The organism is Micromonospora echinofusca (assembly GCF_900091445.1).
Taxonomy (GTDB): Bacteria; Actinomycetota; Actinomycetes; order Mycobacteriales; family Micromonosporaceae; genus Micromonospora; species Micromonospora echinofusca.
The window spans coordinates 123598-142034 of the sequence record NZ_LT607733.1; the positions used below are offsets into that span (position 1 = coordinate 123598).

The 18437-nt window shown below is 73.6% G+C and carries 19 protein-coding genes and 1 pseudogene; 13 read left to right on the forward strand and 7 right to left on the reverse strand.

The features are described 5' to 3' along the window. The first annotated feature begins 25 nt into the window (after nt 1-25). Together GA0070610_RS00610 and GA0070610_RS00615 are read left to right on the forward strand one after the other, a co-directional pair. A complete protein-coding gene (locus GA0070610_RS00610) occupies nt 26-556 on the forward strand; it encodes a type III secretion system chaperone family protein (RefSeq protein ID WP_088998210.1) in 531 nt (176 codons plus the stop codon). 133 nt (nt 557-689) lie between these two features. Next, nucleotides 690-1559 carry a hypothetical protein gene (locus GA0070610_RS00615; RefSeq protein ID WP_088998211.1) on the forward strand — a complete coding sequence of 290 codons (870 nt, stop codon included), beginning with the start codon at nt 690-692 and terminating at the stop codon, nt 1557-1559. A 435-nt stretch (nt 1560-1994) separates the two neighbouring features. On the opposite strand, the gene GA0070610_RS00620 is transcribed toward GA0070610_RS00615, so the two are convergent. Then, the gene (locus GA0070610_RS00620; RefSeq protein WP_088998212.1) at nt 1995-3350 is read right to left on the reverse strand and encodes an MFS transporter; all 1356 of its coding nucleotides are present in this window, start codon (nt 3348-3350) and stop codon (nt 1995-1997) included. Between the two features lie 112 nt (nt 3351-3462). Then, nucleotides 3463-4794 carry an MDR family MFS transporter gene (locus GA0070610_RS00625; protein ID WP_088998213.1) on the reverse strand — a complete coding sequence of 444 codons (1332 nt, stop codon included), beginning with the start codon at nt 4792-4794 and terminating at the stop codon, nt 3463-3465. 149 nt (nt 4795-4943) lie between these two features. Between GA0070610_RS00625 and GA0070610_RS00630 the strand changes: the two genes are divergently transcribed. Beyond that, nucleotides 4944-5711 (forward strand): phosphoglyceromutase, encoded by a 768-nt coding sequence (locus GA0070610_RS00630; RefSeq protein WP_089003187.1) that lies wholly within the window; start codon nt 4944-4946, stop codon nt 5709-5711. A gap of 68 nt (nt 5712-5779) precedes the next feature. On the opposite strand, the gene phoU is transcribed toward GA0070610_RS00630, so the two are convergent. After that, nucleotides 5780-6433: a phosphate signaling complex protein PhoU gene (gene phoU, locus GA0070610_RS00635; protein ID WP_088998214.1), complete on the reverse strand. Its 654-nt coding sequence runs from the start codon at nt 6431-6433 to the stop codon at nt 5780-5782. Between the two features lie 200 nt (nt 6434-6633). Between phoU and GA0070610_RS00640 the strand changes: the two genes are divergently transcribed. Together GA0070610_RS00640 and GA0070610_RS00645 are read left to right on the forward strand one after the other, a co-directional pair. Continuing rightward, entirely contained in the window at nt 6634-7920 is a 1287-nt protein-coding gene (locus GA0070610_RS00640; protein WP_088998215.1) for a sensor histidine kinase, read from the forward strand. A gap of 23 nt (nt 7921-7943) precedes the next feature. Continuing rightward, nucleotides 7944-8627 carry a response regulator transcription factor gene (locus tag GA0070610_RS00645; protein ID WP_088998216.1) on the forward strand — a complete coding sequence of 228 codons (684 nt, stop codon included), beginning with the start codon at nt 7944-7946 and terminating at the stop codon, nt 8625-8627. A 58-nt stretch (nt 8628-8685) separates the two neighbouring features. Here GA0070610_RS00645 and GA0070610_RS00650 read toward each other — a convergent pair whose 3' ends face one another. Continuing rightward, on the reverse strand, nt 8686-9495 hold the full coding sequence (locus tag GA0070610_RS00650; RefSeq protein ID WP_088998217.1) for a hypothetical protein: 810 nt from the start codon (nt 9493-9495) through the stop codon (nt 8686-8688). A gap of 74 nt (nt 9496-9569) precedes the next feature. Between GA0070610_RS00650 and GA0070610_RS00655 the strand changes: the two genes are divergently transcribed. Continuing rightward, nucleotides 9570-10514, forward strand: a complete 945-nt coding sequence (locus tag GA0070610_RS00655) for a Ppx/GppA phosphatase family protein (RefSeq protein WP_088998218.1) — start codon at nt 9570-9572, stop codon at nt 10512-10514. Nucleotides 10515-10634: 120 nt separating this feature from the next. Next, a complete protein-coding gene (locus GA0070610_RS00660) occupies nt 10635-11441 on the forward strand; it encodes a sugar phosphate isomerase/epimerase family protein (RefSeq protein ID WP_172896333.1) in 807 nt (268 codons plus the stop codon). A 75-nt stretch (nt 11442-11516) separates the two neighbouring features. Here the strand turns inward: GA0070610_RS00660 and GA0070610_RS00665 are convergent, their stop codons facing one another. Genes GA0070610_RS00665 through GA0070610_RS00675 form a run of 3 tightly spaced genes read right to left on the reverse strand, consistent with a single transcriptional unit; the run spans nt 11517 to nt 13546 of the window. Continuing rightward, nucleotides 11517-12089 (reverse strand): CGNR zinc finger domain-containing protein, encoded by a 573-nt coding sequence (locus GA0070610_RS00665; protein ID WP_089003188.1) that lies wholly within the window; start codon nt 12087-12089, stop codon nt 11517-11519. A gap of 19 nt (nt 12090-12108) precedes the next feature. Beyond that, entirely contained in the window at nt 12109-13275 is a 1167-nt protein-coding gene (locus GA0070610_RS00670) for a glutathionylspermidine synthase family protein (protein ID WP_088998220.1), read from the reverse strand. A 1-nt stretch (nt 13276) separates the two neighbouring features. Next, a complete protein-coding gene (locus GA0070610_RS00675; protein WP_231925863.1) occupies nt 13277-13546 on the reverse strand; it encodes a hypothetical protein in 270 nt (89 codons plus the stop codon). A gap of 130 nt (nt 13547-13676) precedes the next feature. On the opposite strand from GA0070610_RS00675, the gene GA0070610_RS00680 reads away from it, so the two are divergent. The 6 genes and pseudogenes from GA0070610_RS00680 to GA0070610_RS00705 all read left to right on the forward strand — a co-directional run bounded on the left by GA0070610_RS00680 (nt 13677) and on the right by GA0070610_RS00705 (nt 18383). Beyond that, nucleotides 13677-14597 carry a proline dehydrogenase family protein gene (locus GA0070610_RS00680; RefSeq protein WP_088998222.1) on the forward strand — a complete coding sequence of 307 codons (921 nt, stop codon included), beginning with the start codon at nt 13677-13679 and terminating at the stop codon, nt 14595-14597. A 201-nt stretch (nt 14598-14798) separates the two neighbouring features. After that, nucleotides 14799-16136, forward strand: a complete 1338-nt coding sequence (locus GA0070610_RS00685) for a hypothetical protein (RefSeq protein WP_231925864.1) — start codon at nt 14799-14801, stop codon at nt 16134-16136. A 73-nt stretch (nt 16137-16209) separates the two neighbouring features. After that, nucleotides 16210-16362: pseudogene (locus GA0070610_RS31290) on the forward strand (ABC transporter ATP-binding protein); the annotation flags it as partial. Nucleotides 16363-16661: 299 nt separating this feature from the next. After that, nucleotides 16662-16871 (forward strand): helix-turn-helix domain-containing protein, encoded by a 210-nt coding sequence (locus GA0070610_RS00695; RefSeq protein ID WP_007465625.1) that lies wholly within the window; start codon nt 16662-16664, stop codon nt 16869-16871. Between the two features lie 216 nt (nt 16872-17087). Further along, on the forward strand, nt 17088-17189 hold the full coding sequence (locus GA0070610_RS00700; RefSeq protein WP_007465623.1) for a 30S ribosomal protein bS22: 102 nt from the start codon (nt 17088-17090) through the stop codon (nt 17187-17189). 120 nt (nt 17190-17309) lie between these two features. Continuing rightward, nucleotides 17310-18383, forward strand: a complete 1074-nt coding sequence (locus GA0070610_RS00705) for an NAD-dependent epimerase/dehydratase family protein (protein WP_088998224.1) — start codon at nt 17310-17312, stop codon at nt 18381-18383. The last annotated feature ends 54 nt before the right edge of the window (nt 18384-18437 follow it).

Sequence of the window (18437 nt, forward strand, 5' to 3'; positions counted from 1 at the left end):
CGATGGCGGCCGTAGAGTGGATCCGATGAGCGGGAAGAGCGATCTTGCGGCCCTGATCGAGTCGGTCTGCGACGAGCGGGAACTGGCCTGGGAGTCGACCGGCCCGGGCTCGTACGCGGTCACGCTGCCGGGCACCCACAAGCTGAAGACGATCTGCAACCTGATCGTCGGCGAGCACGCGCTGCGGATCGAGGCGTTCGTGATGCGCCAGCCGGACGAGCGCCGCGAGGAGCTGTGGGCCTGGCTCCTCCAGCGCAACGCCCGCATGTACGGCGTGTCGTTCTCCGTCGACGCGGTCGGCGACGTCTACCTGACCGGCCGCGTCAATCCCGCCGGGATCGACGCCGACGAGCTGGACCGGCTGCTGGGCGCGGTGCTGACGTACGCCGACGAGTCCTTCGACACGATGCTGGAGATCGGCTTCGGCAGCTCGATCCGGCGGGAGTGGGAGTGGCGGGTCAAGCGGGGCGAGTCCACCGCGAACCTCGCGGCGTTCGCGCACCTCTTCGAGCCGTCCCCGGCCGCCGCCGATCCCAACCGGCCGGCCGCCGGGTAGTCCGGCGACGCCTCGGGCACAGGTGCCCGGGTCGGAGGTTCGGACCGGTCCTGACGGGTATGCCGCACCGCGCGGTGCGGCACTGGGACCCGCCGCGCGCCGAAGACCAACTGTCGAGGAGCGTGAGCGTCCCATGGCTCAGCGGAACAGCTCAGGTCGCGGCGGGACTGCGACCAGGACGAAACGGCAGGCGGGCAACCAGACCCCGAACACCCCGACGATCTCCGAATCCGAGATCTCCCGGATGAAGGTGGACGAGATCCGGGGGCAGCTCCGCAAGCGCGGGGTCTCCGGCATCTCCGCCCTGCGCAAGCCGGAACTGGTGAAGACGCTGGCGAAGACCCTGCGGGCGGAGCGGCCGGCGGGCGGCGCCGCGCGTCGCAGCACCGGACCGGCCGGTCGGGCGACGGGGACCCGGGCATCCGCCGGGCGGGCTGCCGCCACGAAGAAGGCCGCGTCGGGCCGGGCGGCGGGCAAGGCCGCACCGGGCCGGGCACAGGCGGCGAACAAGGCCGCCCCGGCGAAGAAGGCGGCCGCGAAGGCGGCCCCGGCCAGGAAGACCACGTCGGCGGCCCGGAAGGTCGCGCCGGCCCCGGCGCGGGCGGGCACGCCCCGCGGGGGTACGACGACCGGCGTACGGACCGGGCGGAGCACCTCGCGGTCGGTGCGTTCCTCGCAGCTCATCTCGTCCACCGCTGATCGGCCGGAGCGCCCGGGCCGCAGCCTGGTGACCACCAACCACGAGGTCATCCAGCGCTGGGCGCGGGAGCGCGGCGCCAAACCGGCGACGATCGCGGGCACCGAGCGGGCGGGGCGGGCCGGCGTGCTCACCTTCAACATGCCCGGTTACCGGGAGAGCAGCCGGATCCGCGAGATCACCTGGGGCGAGTGGTTCCGCACCTTCGACGAGCGGAAGCTGAACCTGATCTACCAGGAGCAGTTGCGTAACGGTCGGCCGAGCAACTTCTTCCGTACGGAATCGCCCGATCGTGAGGACGCCTGACGTGTTTCGGGGAATGGCGGGCGGGTAAGCGCTGTTCGGCTGACCGAGACCGGAACAGCGGTCACCCCGGTGGGACACCGGAGCTGTGACCGGCGAGACAGCCCATTCAGGTTGTCTTCGTAATACCGGGCGAACTAACTTTATTGCACCGCGCCACGCTTGGAACCGTTCGGGGGAGCGGTGGATCGATCAGATCCGTGCACCGAGCGAGGCGCAGGGGACGGGTGGAACAACACCGTTGGGGGACGGTGGCCACCTGTTTGGACCGGCGGCGCGAGCGGGCGACGCCTACGGGGGTGGGCTTTGCCTGCCGCCGCCGGTCATACGGTGCGAGCGCCCATCGCGATCACGAGTCGCGGTGGGCGTTCTGCTGTCCTCCCCCCGCCGGACCTTCGGCCCGATACCGCCACCTGGTGGACGCCGTCCACCTGGTGATCACCGCGCGGCGGTGGGGGCAGCGGCAGCGGTCGGGGACGGGGGCGGGAGGGGCGTGGAGAGCCGGCGGAGGGCGGCGACGCGCCGTTCGCGGGATGGCCCGGCCAGCAGGTGGCAGCCGGCGGCCAGCAGTCCCAGCCCGCCGACGATCAGCCAGTGCCGGTCCCCGAGGTACTGGAGGCCGACCCCGCCGAGGGTGGGCGCCACGAACGACGCCGCCGGGAACGCCAGATAGAACACCGACTGGTAGCGGGCCCGCAGCGCCAGCGGGGCGAGGTCGGCGTTGATCTGCGCGTTGGGCGGTGCGGCGAGCATCTGGCCGACGGTCCAGACCACCGCCGCCGCCAGGTAGACCACCACGTCGTCGGCGAACGCGAGGGTGGCGAAGCCGAGCGCCAGTAGCGCGGTGGAGACGGCCAGGACGCGGTCCTTGCGGTGCCGTTCGATCAGCCGCGGCACGAAGAGCTGCCCGAGCACGATCAGGACCCCGCCGAGCGCCACCACCGCGCCGTACGCCGACGGGCGCAGGCCGTCCGACCGCATCGCCAGGGGCATGATCGTCGACGTCTGCATGGTCAACACGGCCAGGACGAAGGTCAGGCCGACGAAGGTGAGGAACGTGCGGTCGGTCAGTGCGGTGTGCAACCCCGGCTGCCGCTGCCGCCCCGCTACCCCGCCGTCGGCCGCCGCCGACCGAAGATCTTGGACGCCTTCCGTCCGGTCGGAACGGGAAGTGTCCAAGATCGGCCCAGGGTCGGCGAGGCGGCGGGGGAGCGTCTCCGGGACCTTCCACGCGATGACCGCCGCCGCTAGCACGGTGGCGGCGGCGTCGACCAGGAAGAGCGCCACGAAGCTCGCCTCGGCGAGCAGGCCGGCAAGCAGCGAGGCCACGGCCATGCCCAGGTTGAACGCCCAGAACTGGAGGTTGAAGGCCCGGGAGCGGCGCCGCTCGGGCACCACGTCGACGATCGCCGCCACGAAGGCGGGGCTGGGCATCGAGTGCGCCACCCCGACCAGGGCGGCGAGTGCGGCGATCATCGCCAGGTGCCGGCTGAAGGCCAGCCCGACCATCAGCCCGGCGGTGGCGAGGTGGGCGGCGAGCAGGGTGGACCGCCGTCCCCACCGGTCGGCCAGCACCCCGCCGAGCAGCACGCCCGCCGCCCCGCCCAGCCCGTACGCCCCGACGACCGTCCCGGTGAGCGCCTCGCTCGCGCCCCGCGCGTCGGTCAGGTAGAGCGACAGGAAGAGCATCGCGAAGGCGCCGGCCCGGTTGATCAGCAGCCCGGCCCAGAGGTACCAGAAGGTGGCGGGGAGCCCACCCGCGGTGTCGTCCAGCCAGCGGCGCAGGGCCCGCACCGGTCCTCCCGACAGTTTTGTTTCCTAACCGAACCGCCCTAGACCGTAGGAAGCCGCTGGCCGGCGCGCCAGGGTGTCGCTGGTCACCGCCCTGTCGGCGGCTTCGCGCCGGTTACGCCCGGGCGACCGTCGCCGGCTCGGCGGGTGCCGTCGCCGCCGCCTCGGCCGCCTGCGGGGCGGGCGGCTGGATCGCCACCACCGGTACGGCGGGACCGGTGGCCGCCCGCAGCGTCGCGGCCCGCCGTTCCCGCGTCGGGCCGGAGACCAGGTGGGCGACCGCCATCAGCCCGCCGATGGCGGCGCAGCCGAGCCAGAGCTGGGCGTTGCCGGCCTGCTCCCGGACGAGGCCGCCGAGGACCGGCGCGATCGCGGCGGCCCCCTGCCAGGAGAGCGAGAAGGCCCCCTGGTAGCGGCCGCGCAGCTCGGCGGGGGAGAGTTCGGCGATCAGGGTGGCGTTGGACGGCGAGTTGAGCATCTCGCCGACCGTCCAGATCAGCACGGTCAGACCGTAGAACCAGGCGGTGTCGGCGAAGGCGGTGAGCCCGAACCCGACGCCCATCACCACCGACGCGAGGGCGAGCACGTGCGACCGGCTCCGGCCCCTGATCAGCCGGGGTACGAAGAGCTGGCCGACCACGATCAGCACCCCGTTGAGCGCGATCACGGAGCCGTAGGTGGTGGGGCTGAGGCCGGAGTCGCCCATGGCGATCGGCAGCATCGAGATGTGCTGGAGGAAGACCAGCGCGGCGAACAGGTTGAGCGTCACGAAGCCGAGGAAGACCCGGTCGCGCAGGATGGTGCGCAGCGCCCCGACCGGCGCGCCGGCGCCCTTGTGGCCGTTGCCGACGACGGGGGCCCGTCGGGTCTCGCCGACCTTGACGAAGATGATCAGCGCGGTGATCACGGTGGTGGTCGCGTCGACCACGAAGAGCAGCAGGAAGCCGGCCTCGGCGGCGAGGCCGGCGAGGATGGCCGCGCTGGCGAAGCCGAGGTTGATCGCCCAGTAGTTCAGCGAGAAGGCCCGCAGCCGGTCCTTCTCGGGCACCACGTCGATCACCATCGCGCCGAAGGCGGGCCGGGCCGCCTCGGCGAACATGCCGAGCAGCAGGGCGCCGAGCGCCACGGCCCACAGTTCCCTCGCGAAGCCGAGGGCGAGCATCATGGCGGCCGCGCCGAGATGCGCGGTGAGCAGGGTGGGCCGGCGGCCCCAGCGGTCGCTCAGCGTGCCGCCGGCGGTGGTGCCGACCGCGCCGCCGACGCCCCACAGGCCGAGCACCAGCCCCGCCTGGGCCGGGGAGAAGCCGCGCTCCTGCGTCAGGTAGATGGCCAGGAAGACCAGGACGAACGAGCCGAGCCGGTTGATCAGGGTGCCGGCCCACAGGTACCAGAAGGTGACCGGCAGGCCGCCGGTGGTGTCCCGGAACCAGCCCTGCATCGTCCGCACGTCGGCGCCCCCGCCCGTAATGACCGCCTTGATTGTTGCGCCTTACAACCTAGTGCCAGGCCGGATCTCCGGGCAGCGCATTTTCCACGTGGTGGTCGTCACGACCACTGCCCGCGCGTCGCCCGACGGCGTGCGGCAGGATGATCGGCATGACTGCTAGCGAGGGGCCCACCGTCGGGACGCTGGTCCTGCTGCGGCACGGCGAGAGCGACTGGAACGCCAAGAACCTCTTCACCGGCTGGGTCGACGTCGACCTGACGGAGAAGGGCGAGACCGAGGCGCGCCGCGGCGGCGAACTGCTGCGCGAGCACGACCTGCTGCCGGACGTGGTGCACACCAGCGTGATGCGCCGCGCGATCCGCACCGCCGAACTGGCGCTGAACGCCGCCGACCGGCACTGGATCGCGGTGCGGCGGTCGTGGCGGCTCAACGAGCGGCACTACGGCGCCCTCCAGGGCAAGAACAAGAAGCAGACCCTGGAGGAGTACGGCGAGGAGCAGTTCATGCTCTGGCGCCGCTCGTACGACACCCCGCCGCCGCCGATCGCCGACGACGACGAGTTCTCGCAGGTCGGCGACCCGCGCTACGCGCTGCTGCCGAGCGAGCTGATGCCCCGCACCGAGTGCCTCAAGGACGTCGTCGAGCGGATGCTGCCGTACTGGTACGACTCGATCGTGCCGGACATCCTGGCCGGCCGGACGGTGCTGGTGGCCGCGCACGGCAACTCGCTGCGCGCCCTGGTCAAGCACCTGGACCAGGTCTCCGACTCCGCGATCGCCAAGCTGAACATCCCCACGGGCATCCCGCTGCGCTACGACCTGGACCCGCAGCTGCGCCCGCTCACCCTGGGCGGCACGTACCTGGACCCGGCCGCCGCGAAGGCGGCCGCCGCCGCGGTGGCCAACCAGGGCCGCTGACGTAGCCACGACGAGGGCCCCTTCCCCACGCGACGCGCCCGTCGACGGGAGGGGCCCTCGGCCGTACCTCAGTTCGGGGTGGGGGCGCTCTGCCCGGTGATCAGGTAGACCACGTGTTCGCCGGCGTTGACGGCGTGGTCGGCGAAGCGCTCGTAGAAGCGGCCGAGCAGGGTGGCGTCGATGGCGGTCTCCACCCCGTACGGCCAGTCCTCGCCGAGCAGCAGCCCGAACAGGCTGCGGTGCAGGTCGTCCATGGCGTCGTCGTCGCCGTCGAGTTCGGCGGCGAGGTCGGCGTCGGGCTTGGCGAGCACCGCGCCGATCTTGATGGCCATCCGGTCGGCGATGGCCGCCATGTCGGTGAAGGTCGGCCGCAACTCCGCCGGCACGGCCGGCGAGGGGTGCCGGCGCAGGGCGGTCTTGGCGACGTGGTCGGCCAGGTCGCCCATCCGCTCCAGGTCGGCCGCGACGTGCAGCGCGGTGATCATCGCGCGCAGGTCGGAGGCGACGGGGGCCTGCCGGGCGAGCAGGTCGCAGACCCGCTCCTCGACGTGCCGGTAGAGCTCGTCGATCTCGGCGTCCCGCTCGATCACCGTCTCGGCCGCCCGGCGGTCCGCGGTGAGCAGGGCGTGGGTGGCCTGCCGCATCGCGGCCCGGACCCCCTCCGCCATGTCCACCAGCAGCTGGCTGACGATCTGCAGGTCAGCCCGGAACTCGTCGCGCATTGTCACGTCCTGTGGTCGGTGGTCGCCGGCCCGGGAGGCCGGCGGGGAGCAGGTGCGCCGCCCACGGTAGGTCGGACGGGGGGACCCGAGGTGAACCCCGGTGAACGACGCCCGGCGCGGGAGTGAACTTTCCCGGAAGCGAAGGTGATTCATCCCATTTGTGGGGGTTGCCAGGTTAACAATGACCCTACGATCGCCGGGTGGAATGGGCGGTGACGGTCGCGGTGGCCGTGGGACTGGCGGTCGGGCTGATCGCCGGGGTGCTTATGCCCCGGTTCGTCCCGGCGCTGGGCGACCGCGCCACGCGGGCGGGGAGCCGGTCCGGCTTCCCCAACACCTCCGGGAGGCTCCCGATAGCCGAGGATCCGCAGTCCGGGATCGGTCGCCGGACCATCGATTCGCTGCGGGCCGGCGTGGTCGTACTCGACCCCGACGACCTGCCCGTCCTGGTCAACCCGGCCGCCCGCGCGATGGGGCTGCTCCGCACCGGCCCCACCCAGGGCTCGATCGCCGCCCACCCCCTGATCCGTACGCTCGCCGGGCAGGTGCGGCGCACCGGCGTGCGGCGCGAGATCGAGCTTGACCTGCCCCGGGGCCGCGACAACGCCGGGGTGAACCCGCTCGGGGTGCACCTGCGGGCGATGGGGATCGGGGCCGGCTTCATCGCCGTCGAGGCGTCCGACGTGACCGAGTCGCACCGGCTGGCGCGCGTCCGGCGCGACTTCGTCGCGAACGTCAGCCACGAGCTCAAGACCCCGATCGGGGCCCTCCAGCTCCTCGCCGAGGCGCTGCTGGACGCCACCGAGCCGGCCGGCGCGGGCGCGCCCGACCTCTCCGAGGACCTGGTCGCCGCCCGCCGGTTCGCCGAGCGCATCCAGCACGAGTCGACCCGGCTGGGCCGCCTCGTGCAGGAGCTGCTGGAGCTGACCCGGCTCCAGGGCGCCGAGCCGCAGCCGCCGCCGGAGCCGGTCGCGGTCGACTGGGTCATCGCCGAGGTGATCGACCGGACCCGCACCTCCGCCGCCGCCCGCCGGATCGAGGTGACCGTCGACGCCGAGCGGGGCCTGACCGTCCACGGCAGCGACACCCAGCTCGCCACGGCCGTGTCCAACCTGGTGGAGAACGCCGTCAACTACTCGGGCGAGGACACCACCGTCCGGATCACCGCGCGCGCCACCGACGAACACGTGGAGATCTCCGTCGCCGACCAGGGCATCGGGATCGCCCCGACCGACGTCGACCGGATCTTCGAGCGGTTCTACCGGGCCGACCAGGCCCGGTCCCGTTCCACCGGCGGCACCGGCCTGGGGCTGGCCATCGTGAAACACATCGCCGGCAACCATGGCGGAAGGGTGGAGGTGTCGAGCACTCTTGGTGGTGGATCGACGTTCACCCTCCGGCTGCCCACCCGTCCCCCCGACGAGGTCCCGGCGATACCGCCCTCCGCTGGGATCGAGGCCGCTCCGGCCGAACTCCGGCAGGCCTGACAGCACATGGAAAGGAAGTCCCGTTGAGCCGCGTTCTGGTGGTCGAGGACGAGGAGTCGTTCTCCGACGCCCTGTCGTACATGCTCCGCAAGGAGGGTTTCGAGGTCTCCGTCGCCGCGACGGGCACCTCCGCCCTCACCGAGTTCGACCGGACCGGCGCCGACATCGTGCTGCTCGACCTGATGTTGCCCGAGATGTCCGGTACCGAGGTGTGCCGGCAGCTCCGGCAGCGCTCGCACGTGCCGATCATCATGGTCACCGCCCGGGACAGTGAGATCGACAAGGTGGTCGGCCTGGAGATCGGCGCCGACGACTACGTGACCAAGCCGTACTCGCCCCGGGAGCTGGTCGCCCGGATCCGGGCGGTGCTGCGGCGGCAGAGCGCCGAGGCCGCCGAGTCGGGTGGCCCGACGCTGGCCGCCGGCCCGGTGCGGATGGACATCGAGCGGCACGTGGTGACCGTCGACGGCGCCCCCGTGCAGCTTCCGCTCAAGGAGTTCGAGCTGCTGGAGCTGCTGCTGCGCAACGCCGGCCGGGTGCTCACCCGGGGCCAGCTCATCGACCGGGTCTGGGGGGCCGACTACGTCGGCGACACCAAGACCCTCGACGTGCACGTCAAGCGGCTGCGCTCCAAGGTCGAGCCGGAGCCGTCCGCGCCGCGCTTCATCGTCACCGTGCGGGGTCTGGGCTACAAGTTCGAGCCCTGACCGGCGTACGCACGAAGGGGCCCGCGCCGCACGCGGGCCCCTTCGTCGTCGGTCGGTGTCAGGCGCCGTCGGCGGGGTGCGGGGCGACCAGGCCCTGCCGCCCGCGTGCCCCGCAGACCTCGGCCAGCTTCGCGTACGCGGGGGCGCCGACCAGCGCGGTCAGCTCCGGGCCGTAGGAGACGTACATCGGCTCGGTGCCGACGTGCGCGTCGGTGGAGGAGGTGCACCACCAGTCGAGGTCGTGCCCGCCGGCGCCCCAGCCCCGCCGGTCGAACTCGGAGAGCGTGGAGACCAGCACCTTCGTGTTGTCCGGCCGCTTCACCCACTCCTGGTCGCGGCGGATCGGCAGCTGCCAGCAGACGTCCGGCTTGTATTCCAGCGGATGCACCCCGTCGCGCAGCGCCTGCGCGTGCAGGGCGCAGCCGGCGCCGGCCGGGAAGCCCGCGTCGTTGAGGAATACGCACGGCCCGTCCGCGCCCTGCGTGGCGGTACGACGCGCGGAGTTCTTGCCGTCGATGGTGTCGTTCTCGGTCCAGTTCTTGAACCCGCGCCGGAAGTGCTGCCACGTCGCCGGGGTCAGCCGCTTGACGGCGGCCCGGACCCGCTGCTCGTCCTCGGAGTCGGTGAAGAACGCGCCGTGCGAGCAGCAGCCGTCGGCGGCCCGGCCGGCGACGATGCCGTGGCAGCCCCGGCCGTAGACGCACGTCCAGCGGGAGAGCAGCCACGTCAGGTCGGCCCGGATGAGGTGGTTGTCGTCCGCCGGGTCGGTGAACTCGATCCACTCCCGGGGGAAGTCCAGTGGCACCTCGCGGCTGCGCGGGTCGTCCGGGTCGTCCACCAGCACGCGGAGTTCGATCTGGCCTGTCACCCGGCCCAGCGTACGCCCGGCGCCCCCACCGGTCCGCCGAGCCGCGCAATCCGGTTGGCCCTAGTGTCTTCAGCATGCGACTGGGTGTCCTCGACGTCGGTTCCAACACGGTGCACCTGCTGGTGGTCGACGCCCATCCCGGGGCGCACCCCTGGCCGGCGCACTCGGAGAAGGTCGTGCTGCGGCTGGCCGAGCAGATCAGCCCGGACGGTGCGCTCACCGAGGCCGGCGCGGACGGCCTGGTCAAGGCGGTCGGCATGGCCAAGGCGGCGGCCGTCGGGCTCGGCGCCGACGACCTGATCGCGTTCGCCACCTCCGCCGTCCGCGACGCCACCAACGCCGCCGAGGTGCTGGCCCGGGTGCGCGACGAGGCTGGCGTACGCCTGGAGGTGCTGCCGGGCGCGGACGAGGCGCGGCTGACCTTCCTCGCGGTGCGGCGCTGGTTCGGCTGGTCGGCGGGCCGGCTGCTGGTGCTGGACATCGGCGGCGGCTCGCTGGAGCTCGCCGCCGGCATCGACGAGGACCCGGCCGTCGCGGTCTCCCTGCCGCTCGGCGCCGGCCGGCTCACCCGCGACCGCCTCCGGGTGACCCCCGACAGCGCGGCGCCGCCGCCGGCCGAGGCCGTCGAGGAGCTGCGGGCGTACGTCGACGGGCTGCTCGAACCGGTCGTCGCGCAGCTGACCGAGGTGGGCTGGGAGCGGCCGGTGGCCACGTCGAAGACGTTCCGGACCCTGGCCCGGCTGGCCGGCGCGGCCCCCTCCGGCGCCGGCCTGTGGGCGCCGCGCCGGCTCACCCGCGCCGGCCTGCGGCAGGTGCTCGCGTTCATCCGGCACATCCCGCCGGCCCAGCTCGTCGAGCTGGAGGGGGTCAGTGCCGGCCGGGCCCACCAGCTGCTCGCCGGGGCGGTCGTCGCCGAGGCCGTGCTGCGCCAACTGGACGTCGACGCGCTGGACGTCTGCCCCTGGGCGCTGCGCGAGGGCGTCATCCTGCGCCGCCTGGACCAGCTCGGTCCGGTGTGAGTCTGCGGGCCCCGCAGTCGCGAACGGCAGCCGGTCCGGAGTGGGCGCGGGAAGTGTGATCTGGGCGGTTTGCAATCTCTCGTCACGAGGTGTCGATCGATCCCGGCTACCCTCGATGGTGTGACTTCCCGCGTCCCGGTGCTCCTGTCCACGTCCTCGGTCTTCCCTGAGCGGACCGCGGCGGCGTTCCAGCTCGCCGCCGCCCTCGGCTACGACGGCGTCGAGGTGATGGTCTGGACGGACGCCGTCAGCCAGGACGTCGGCGCGCTGCGCGGGCTCGCCGAGCACTACGGCGTCCCGGTGCTCTCCGTCCACGCGCCCTGCCTGCTGGTCACCCAGCGGGTCTGGAGCCCCGACCCCTGGGAGCGGCTGCGCCGCTCGGCCGAGATGGCGGCGACGCTCGGGGCGCCCACCGTGGTGGTGCACCCGCCGTTCACCTGGCAGCGGGACTACGCGCGCAGCTTCGCCGACGGGCTCGCCGCGATCGCCGCCGACTACCCGGACCTGCGCTTCCCGGTGGAGAACATGTACCCGGTCCGGATGGCGGGCCGGCAGTTCGTGCCGTACGTGCCGGGTTGGGACCCGACCGAGACCGGCTACGCCTCCTACACGCTCGACCTGTCGCACTGCGCCGCCTCGCACACCGACTCGCTGGCGATGGCCGACCGGATGGGCGCCGGCCTGGCCCACGTGCACCTCGGCGACGGCACCGGCGAGGGCCGCGACGAGCACCTGGTACCGGGCCGCGGCACCCAGCCGTGCGGCGAGCTGCTCTCCTCGCTGGCCGGGCGCGGGTTCACCGGCTCGGTCGCCGTGGAGGTCACCACCCGGGGCGCGAAGAGCCGCGCGGTGCGGGAGGCCGACCTGCGAGAGGCGCTGGCGTTCGCCCGCCAGCACCTCGGCACGCCGTCCCCGGTCGACGCCTGAGCCTCGGTCGCGGCCCGAGTGCCGGCCGGGGCCCGTCTCCCGGCCGACGCGTGGGTGCCGGCCGGGGGCGGGGCGTCAGACGACCGTGGTGAGCGATTCCTTGGTGCCCGCGCCGGCCTGCTCGCCGATGGCCGCGCGCTTGCGGGCGCGGTGGGCGGCGACGTGCGAGCGGGTGGCGCAGCGTTCCGAGCAGAACCGCCGGCAGCAGTTCGACGAGGTGTCCAGGTAGACGTTGCCGCAGCGCTCGTCGGCGCACACCCCGAACCGGGCGCTGCCGTACTCGCAGAGCCAGACCGACAGCCCCCAGGCCGCGCCGGCCAGGTATTCGGCGCTCACGGAGGCGCCCCGGCTGGTCACGTGCATGTGCCAGTCGCTGGAGTCGTGCCCGGAAATGCGGGGCTGCACCGGGAACGCCTCCAGCATGGCGTTGAGCTCGGTCACCGCCTGGGCGTCCCGCCCGGAGGTGCCGTACTCGAAGACGTCGCGCAACCGCTTCTGCGCCCGCCGGAATGTCGCCAGGTCCCGCTCCGCCACCTCGTCGCGCATCCACGCGTTGTCGTCGGGGAAGAGGGCCCGCAGGTCGTCGAGGTCGTCCAGGCGGGCGTTGACGAGGTCAACGCCGGTCCGGGCGTACGCGTCGAAGTTCACGCCCACAACGGTAGACGACTCAGGGGGCCCGTGGCGCGTCGATGTAGTGCGGCAGGAACCGCGCGTAGCCGTCGGTGATGAGGCTCGCGCTCTCCCGCACCCCCACCCCGGCCGACTCGCCGTCGACGATCCAGCTGCCCAGCACCATCCGGTTGCCGGCGAACTCCGGCAGCGCCCGGAACTCCTGGTAGCACCAGCCCTCGTCGCCGTAGATCCCCGGATTGGTGATCTCGGTGTCGCCCGTGACGATCCGCACCGAGCCGCCCTCCCGGCCGAGCAGCGGCTTGGCCACGTACTCCGGCATGCCGCGCGGCGAGTCGAGGTACGCCGGCAGCAGCAGCTCGTGGCCGGGGTACAGCTCCCAGAGCACGGCGAGCAGCGCCTTGTTGGACAGCAGCAGCTTCCACGCCGGCTCGATCCAGGTCGTCGGGGTGCCCGGCTCCAGCGCCAGCGGCCCGTACGGCTCGGCGAGCATCCACTCCCAGGGATAGAGCTTGAAGCAGGTGGTGACCGGCTGGTCGGCCGCGTCGACGAAGCGCCGGCCGTCCCAGCCGATGTGCTGGATCGGCTGGAGCGTGACCTCCAGCCCGGCCTGGCGGGCGGTCTCGGCGAGGTAGCCGGCGGTCATGTGGTCCTCGCCGGACTCCTCCTCGTTCGACCAGAGCACGTGCACCCGGCGGTCGTGCAGGCCGGCGCCGATCTTCGCCCAGGCGCCGACGAGGCGTTCGTGCAGGCTGTTCCACTGGTCCAGCTCCGGCCGGGTGTGCTCCAGCCAGTACCACTGGACGATGCTCGCCTCGACCAGCGCGGTGGGGGTGTCGGCGTTGTATTCCAGCATCTTCGGCGGCCAGCTGCCGTCGTAGGCCAGGTCGAAGCGCCCGTAGAGGGTGGGGGGCGCCTCGCGCAGCGACCGGGCCACGGCCTCGGCCGCCCAGTCCGGGATGCCGAACTCGGCGTGGCGGCGGCGGGCGACGACGTGTTCGGCGGCGGCGACCGACATCCGGTGCAGCTCCTCGGTCGCCTCCTCCAGCCGCAGCACCTCGTCCAGCTCGAACGCGTACGCGGCGGTCTCGTCCCAGTACGACATGATGCCGCCGTCGGGCAGCTCGGTGTCGACGTACACCAGGCCCTGGGAACGGATCGTGGCGTCCCAGTCCGGGCGGGGGGTGACCGACTCCCGGCGCACGTCAGCCGCCGCAGGAGGCGAGGTGCGTGCCGAAGCCGCCCCGGTCGGGCACCGCCGCGGCGGCCGGTTCCGGCGCGGCGCGGCCGGTGGTCACCACGGGCGCCCGCAGCGCCAGGGCCACCGTGTCGCCGCCGCCCACCGGGCCGAGGGCGCAGTCGTCATCGTCGTCGTCCGAGGTCATGTTGCAGCCGGAGAGGGTGAGCGCGAGGACGGTGAGCGCGCCGAGCTGCACGGAGGCCGACCGGAGTCGGCGGCGGGGGCGTTGTTCCACGTCATCGTTGTAACCGATGGGGGCCACCGCCGTCCCCCCGCGGCTGGTGCCTGTGATGCGGTTGGGACCTGACCTCCGGGGCTGCGCCGCTGCCCCGCGCGGGCGCACCGGCGGGCGTTAGGCTCGATCCATGCTCCGTACCGTCATCCTCGCCGCCTCCCGGTCACCCCAGGTCGAGCGGCTCGTCGCGACGGCCCCCTTCACCCGGGACCTCGTCCGCCGGTTCGTCGCCGGCGCCAAGACCGACGACGCGTTGCGCGCGACCCGCGAACTCGTCGACGACGGTCTCGCGGTCACCCTCGACAACCTCGGCGAGGACACCGTCACCCCCGAGCAGGCCACCGCCACCCGCGACGAGTACGTCGGGCTGCTCCGGCGGCTCGCCGGGGCGGGGCTCACCCCCGCCGCCGAGGTGAGCGTCAAGCTGTCGGCGCTGGGCCAGATGTTCGACGAGCAGCTCGCCTACGACAACGCGCGGGCGATCTGCGCCGCCGCCGAGGAGGCGGGCACCACGGTCACCCTGGACATGGAGGACCACACCACCACCGACTCGACCCTGGACATCCTCGCCAAGCTGCGCAAGGACCACCCGTCGACGGGCGCGGTGCTCCAGGCGTACCTGCGGCGCACCGAGTCGGACTGCCGCGAGCTGGCGACGGCCGGTTCCCGGGTGCGGCTGTGCAAGGGCGCCTACAAGGAGCCGGAGTCGGTGGCCTACCAGTCCGCGCGCGAGGTGGACAAGTCCTACGTACGCTGCATGAACATCCTGATGTCCGGCGACGGCTACCCGATGCTGGCCACCCACGACCCTCGCCTGATCGCGATCGGCGAGGACCGGGCCCGCTGGTTCGACCGCGGCCCCGAGCGGTTCGAGTTCCAGATGCTGTACGGCATCCGACCGGAGGAGCAGGCCCGGCTGGCCGGCGAGGGCTACACGGTGCGGACCTACCTGCCCTACGGCGAGGACTGGTACGGCTACCTGATGCGCCGGCTCGCCGAGCGCCCGGCCAACCTCATGTTCTTCGGCCGGGCCGTGCTGTCGAAGAAGTGAGTCAGCCGTTCGACCAGCCCCGGGTGCTGAGCACCAGGCGGTAGCCGTCCGGATCGGCCAGCGTCACCCCCCCAGTGGTTGACAGCCTGGTCGCCGCGCTGGACGGCGCGTTGGGGTCCTGGCCCCGGCGGGAGGACCGGTGAGCGCTCGCCCGGCGGGCCCTGGTCGCCCGGCCACCCGGATGGTCGTACCCTTCGGCGGGTGACTGACGGCCAGCCCGGGACGGACGGCCGACCGGCGGCCCCCGTCGCGCCCCTCCCGTCGGCGGTGGGTGGCGGGCCGGCGGTGCGGCGGATCCGGCCGCTCGGGGCGGCGCTGGCGGCGGTCGTCCTGCTGCTGGCCTGCGGCCTGCCCGCGGCGCTGGTGGCCGGCCTGGTGCGTGCCGGTGACCCGCCGGTCCCGCAGGCGTCCGCCGCCGCGTCCGACGACCCCGCCACCGTGGCCGCCCGCCGCCTCGGGGAGCGGATGACGGCGGAACTGGCCCGGCAGTCCGCCGCCCTGCTCGGCGGGGACCGCACCGGGTTCCTGGCCGTGGCGGAGCCGGTCGCGCATCCGGACCTGCGCCGCCGGTACGCCGCGCTGCGCGCGCTGCGGGTGACCGCCTGGGAGGCCGACGCCACCGGCCTGCCCACCCCCGTCGAGGGTCGCCCCGGCGAGTGGCGGCTGCTGGTCGAGTTCCGCTACTGCTTCGTCGCCCCGGGCTGCCGCACCAGCCGGGTGCTGACCGGCACCCGCTGGCGGGAGGGGGATCGACCCCGGCTGCTCGCCGTGGAGCCGTCCCGATCGGCCGAGACCGGCACCCGGCCCTGGGAGGTCAGCGAGCTGGCCGTGGCGGTCGGTGCGCGTACGCTCGTGGCCACCACGCCCGCCCTGCGCAAGGAACTGCCCGGCCTGCTCGCCCAGGCGGAGGCCGCCGCCAGGATCGCCGACTCGTACGCCGTCGACGGCCGCGCGCCGGACCGGTACCGCATCTTCCACGCCGGCCGGGACGAGTGGCAGCGCTGGTACGGCGGCGGCCGGCCGAAGTGGACCGGCGGGTACGCGGTCACGGTCGGCGGCGGACACCACGAGGTGGTGCTCAACGCCGAGGGACTCGTCGCCGGCGGGGTGGACGACCTGCTGCGCCACGAGCTGACCCACGCCGCGTCCCTGCCCGAGCGCGGCTACCCGGGCAGGGACACCTGGTGGCTGGTGGAGGGGCTGGCCGAGTACGCGGGCGCCGACGGCGAGCCGATCGACCGGTACGCCGGGCTCGACGAGGTCCGGGGCCTGCTCGGCGGCGGCTGGGACGGCCGGCTCGACAGCCTCAGCCCGGCCGACGACGCCCCGGCCGACCGGGTCGGCGGCAGCTACGGCATCTCCTACCTGGCGGTCCGGCACCTGGTCGACCGGTTCGGCCCGGAGCGGCTGCGCGCCTTCTTCGCGGCGGTGGTGCACGAGCGCACGCCGGTGGCGGAGGCGGCAGAGCGGGTCCTCGGCGAACCCTGGCCCGCCCTGCACGCCGAGTGCGTCGCCTACGTGCGGGCCGTGGTGGGCTGACGGAACCGGGACGGCGCGGTGGTGGCGGGAGAGGGCGGCCGGGCGCACGGCCCGGGGCGGGTCGGCTCCCGTTCATGATCGACCGCTGTCGGGCGGCGCCGGACGACCTGACACACTGGTGCCCGCTCCCAGCGCGGAGCCCCGGTCCGCGTCCGGAAGCGGCCCGGGGCACCCGCCCGGTGGCTCCGGTGGCGCCGCCGGAGCCACCGGGCGCCTTCCGCGCGGCGGCGGCCCCCGCTCCGACCGTCGCGACCTTCGGCGTCCAGGGCCCGCACGCGGCGCTCCGACCGCCCCCGGAAGGGACGGCGGCTTCCGGGCGAGGACCGATCGGACGCCGGGTGCAACGGGTTCGGCGACGAACCGACCGGACGGGTGGTCGCCAGGCGAGAACCATGATCAGTTGTACGAAGGGATCGCGCCGGTCACAGCCGTCCCGCTACCGTACTGGTAACACGCGCGTCGCCGGTCCGGGCGGGACGAACCCGTCCGGTCGCACGCGCCGGGCATGGGATGGGTCGGTGAGCCATGGCCGGGTCGCAGTCCGACGGACGGCTGTCGGAGGTCAAGTTCCTCACCGTCGCCGAGGTGGCGACGGTCATGCGGGTGTCGAAGATGACGGTCTACCGCCTGGTGCACAGCGGTGAACTCACCGCGGTCCGGGTCGGCCGGTCGTTCCGGGTACCCGAACACGCGGTGCACGAATACCTGCGGGGCGCCTTCCAGGAAACCGCCTGACCCCTGCGCGGGCCGCCCGTCGAGGGTGACGTGACGGGCATCGACGGGGGCGCGTTGGTCCTGCTGACGCTCTCCGGCTACCCTGGAGCCCGACCGTGACCGCAGGCGCGCCCTGCCGCAAACCCCGCTGGTCCGGTCCGTTGTCCGCAAGCGGTCGCCGACGTCACACCGTGGCGTCATCCGGTCGCCCCGCACGTTGCATCGAAAGGCTTTCGTATGGGCTCGGTGGTCAAGAAGCGCCGCAAGCGCATGGCTAAGAAGAAGCACCGCAAGCTGCTGCGCAAGACCCGCGTCCAGCGTCGCCGTCTCGGCAAGTGACCGGGGCCGGGTCCCGGCCCGGCTCCCGTCGTCACTTGCCAACTGTCGACCCTCGGAGGCTCTGGTGATCACGCCGCGGATGTCCCGGCTCGATCCCGCCTGCCGGGGAAGGTGCGCGACATGACCCCCGGTGGCACCCCAGGTGCCCCGGGGGTCGTCGTCGTCACCGGGGTCAGCCGCTACCTCGGCGCGCACGTCGCCGCCCGGCTCGCGGCCGACCCCCGCATCGAGCGGGTCATCGGCGTCGACCAGCCCGAGCCCGGCGCCGAGGTCGCCGACCTGCTCGACCGGGTCGAGCGCGTCCGCGTCGACGCCGGCTCGCTCGGCGGCCTCCTCGCCGACCTCGACGTCGACGCAGTGGTCCACCTCGCCCTGGTCACCTCGCCGGATCCGCAGCACGGCGGGCGCGCGGCGATGAAGGACCAGAACGTCATCGGCACGATGCAGCTCCTGGCGGCCTGCCAGCGCGCCCCCCGGCTGCGCAAGCTCGTGGTGCGCTCCTCGACGGCGGCCTACGGGGCGTCGTTCCGGGATCCGGCCGTCTTCACCGAGGAGACCGAGCCGCGCGAGGTGCCGCGCGGGGGGTTCGGCCGCGACATCCTCGACATCGAGGGGTACGTCCGCGGCTTCCGCCGCCGCCGCCCCGACGTCACCGCGACCGTGCTGCGCTTCGCGCCGTTCATCGGCTCGACCGCCGACACCACCCTCACCCGCTACTTCTCCCGGCCGGTGGTGCCCACCGTGTTCGGGCGAGACCCCCGCCTGCAGTTCCTGCACTTCGACGACGCGCTGGAGGTGCTGCACCGGTCGATCGTCGAGGACCACCCGGGGACGTACAACGTGGCGGGCCCCGGCGTGCTCTCCCTGTCGCAGGCGATCCGCCGCGCGGGCCGGGTCGCCGTGCCGGTGCTGGAGCCCGGCCTCTCCAGCGCCGCCGCGATCGCCCGTAACCTCGGCTTCGGCCGCTACGGCCTCGACCAGGTCGACCTCTTCGTGCACGGCCGGGTCGTCGACACCAGCCGGCTGGAGCGGGAGTACGGCTTCACGCCCCGCTCCACCGCCGCCGCCTTCGACGACTTCATCCGCGCCCACCACGGCGGGGTCGTGGTGCATCGGGACCAGTTGGCCGTCGCGGAGCAACTCGTGCTGGACGGGATCCGCCAGGTCCGGTCGGCCGTACGGGAGGGCTCGTGAACGCGCCGGACGAGCGGCGCGACGGCCGCTACGACGTACCGCTGAAGGTGGCCG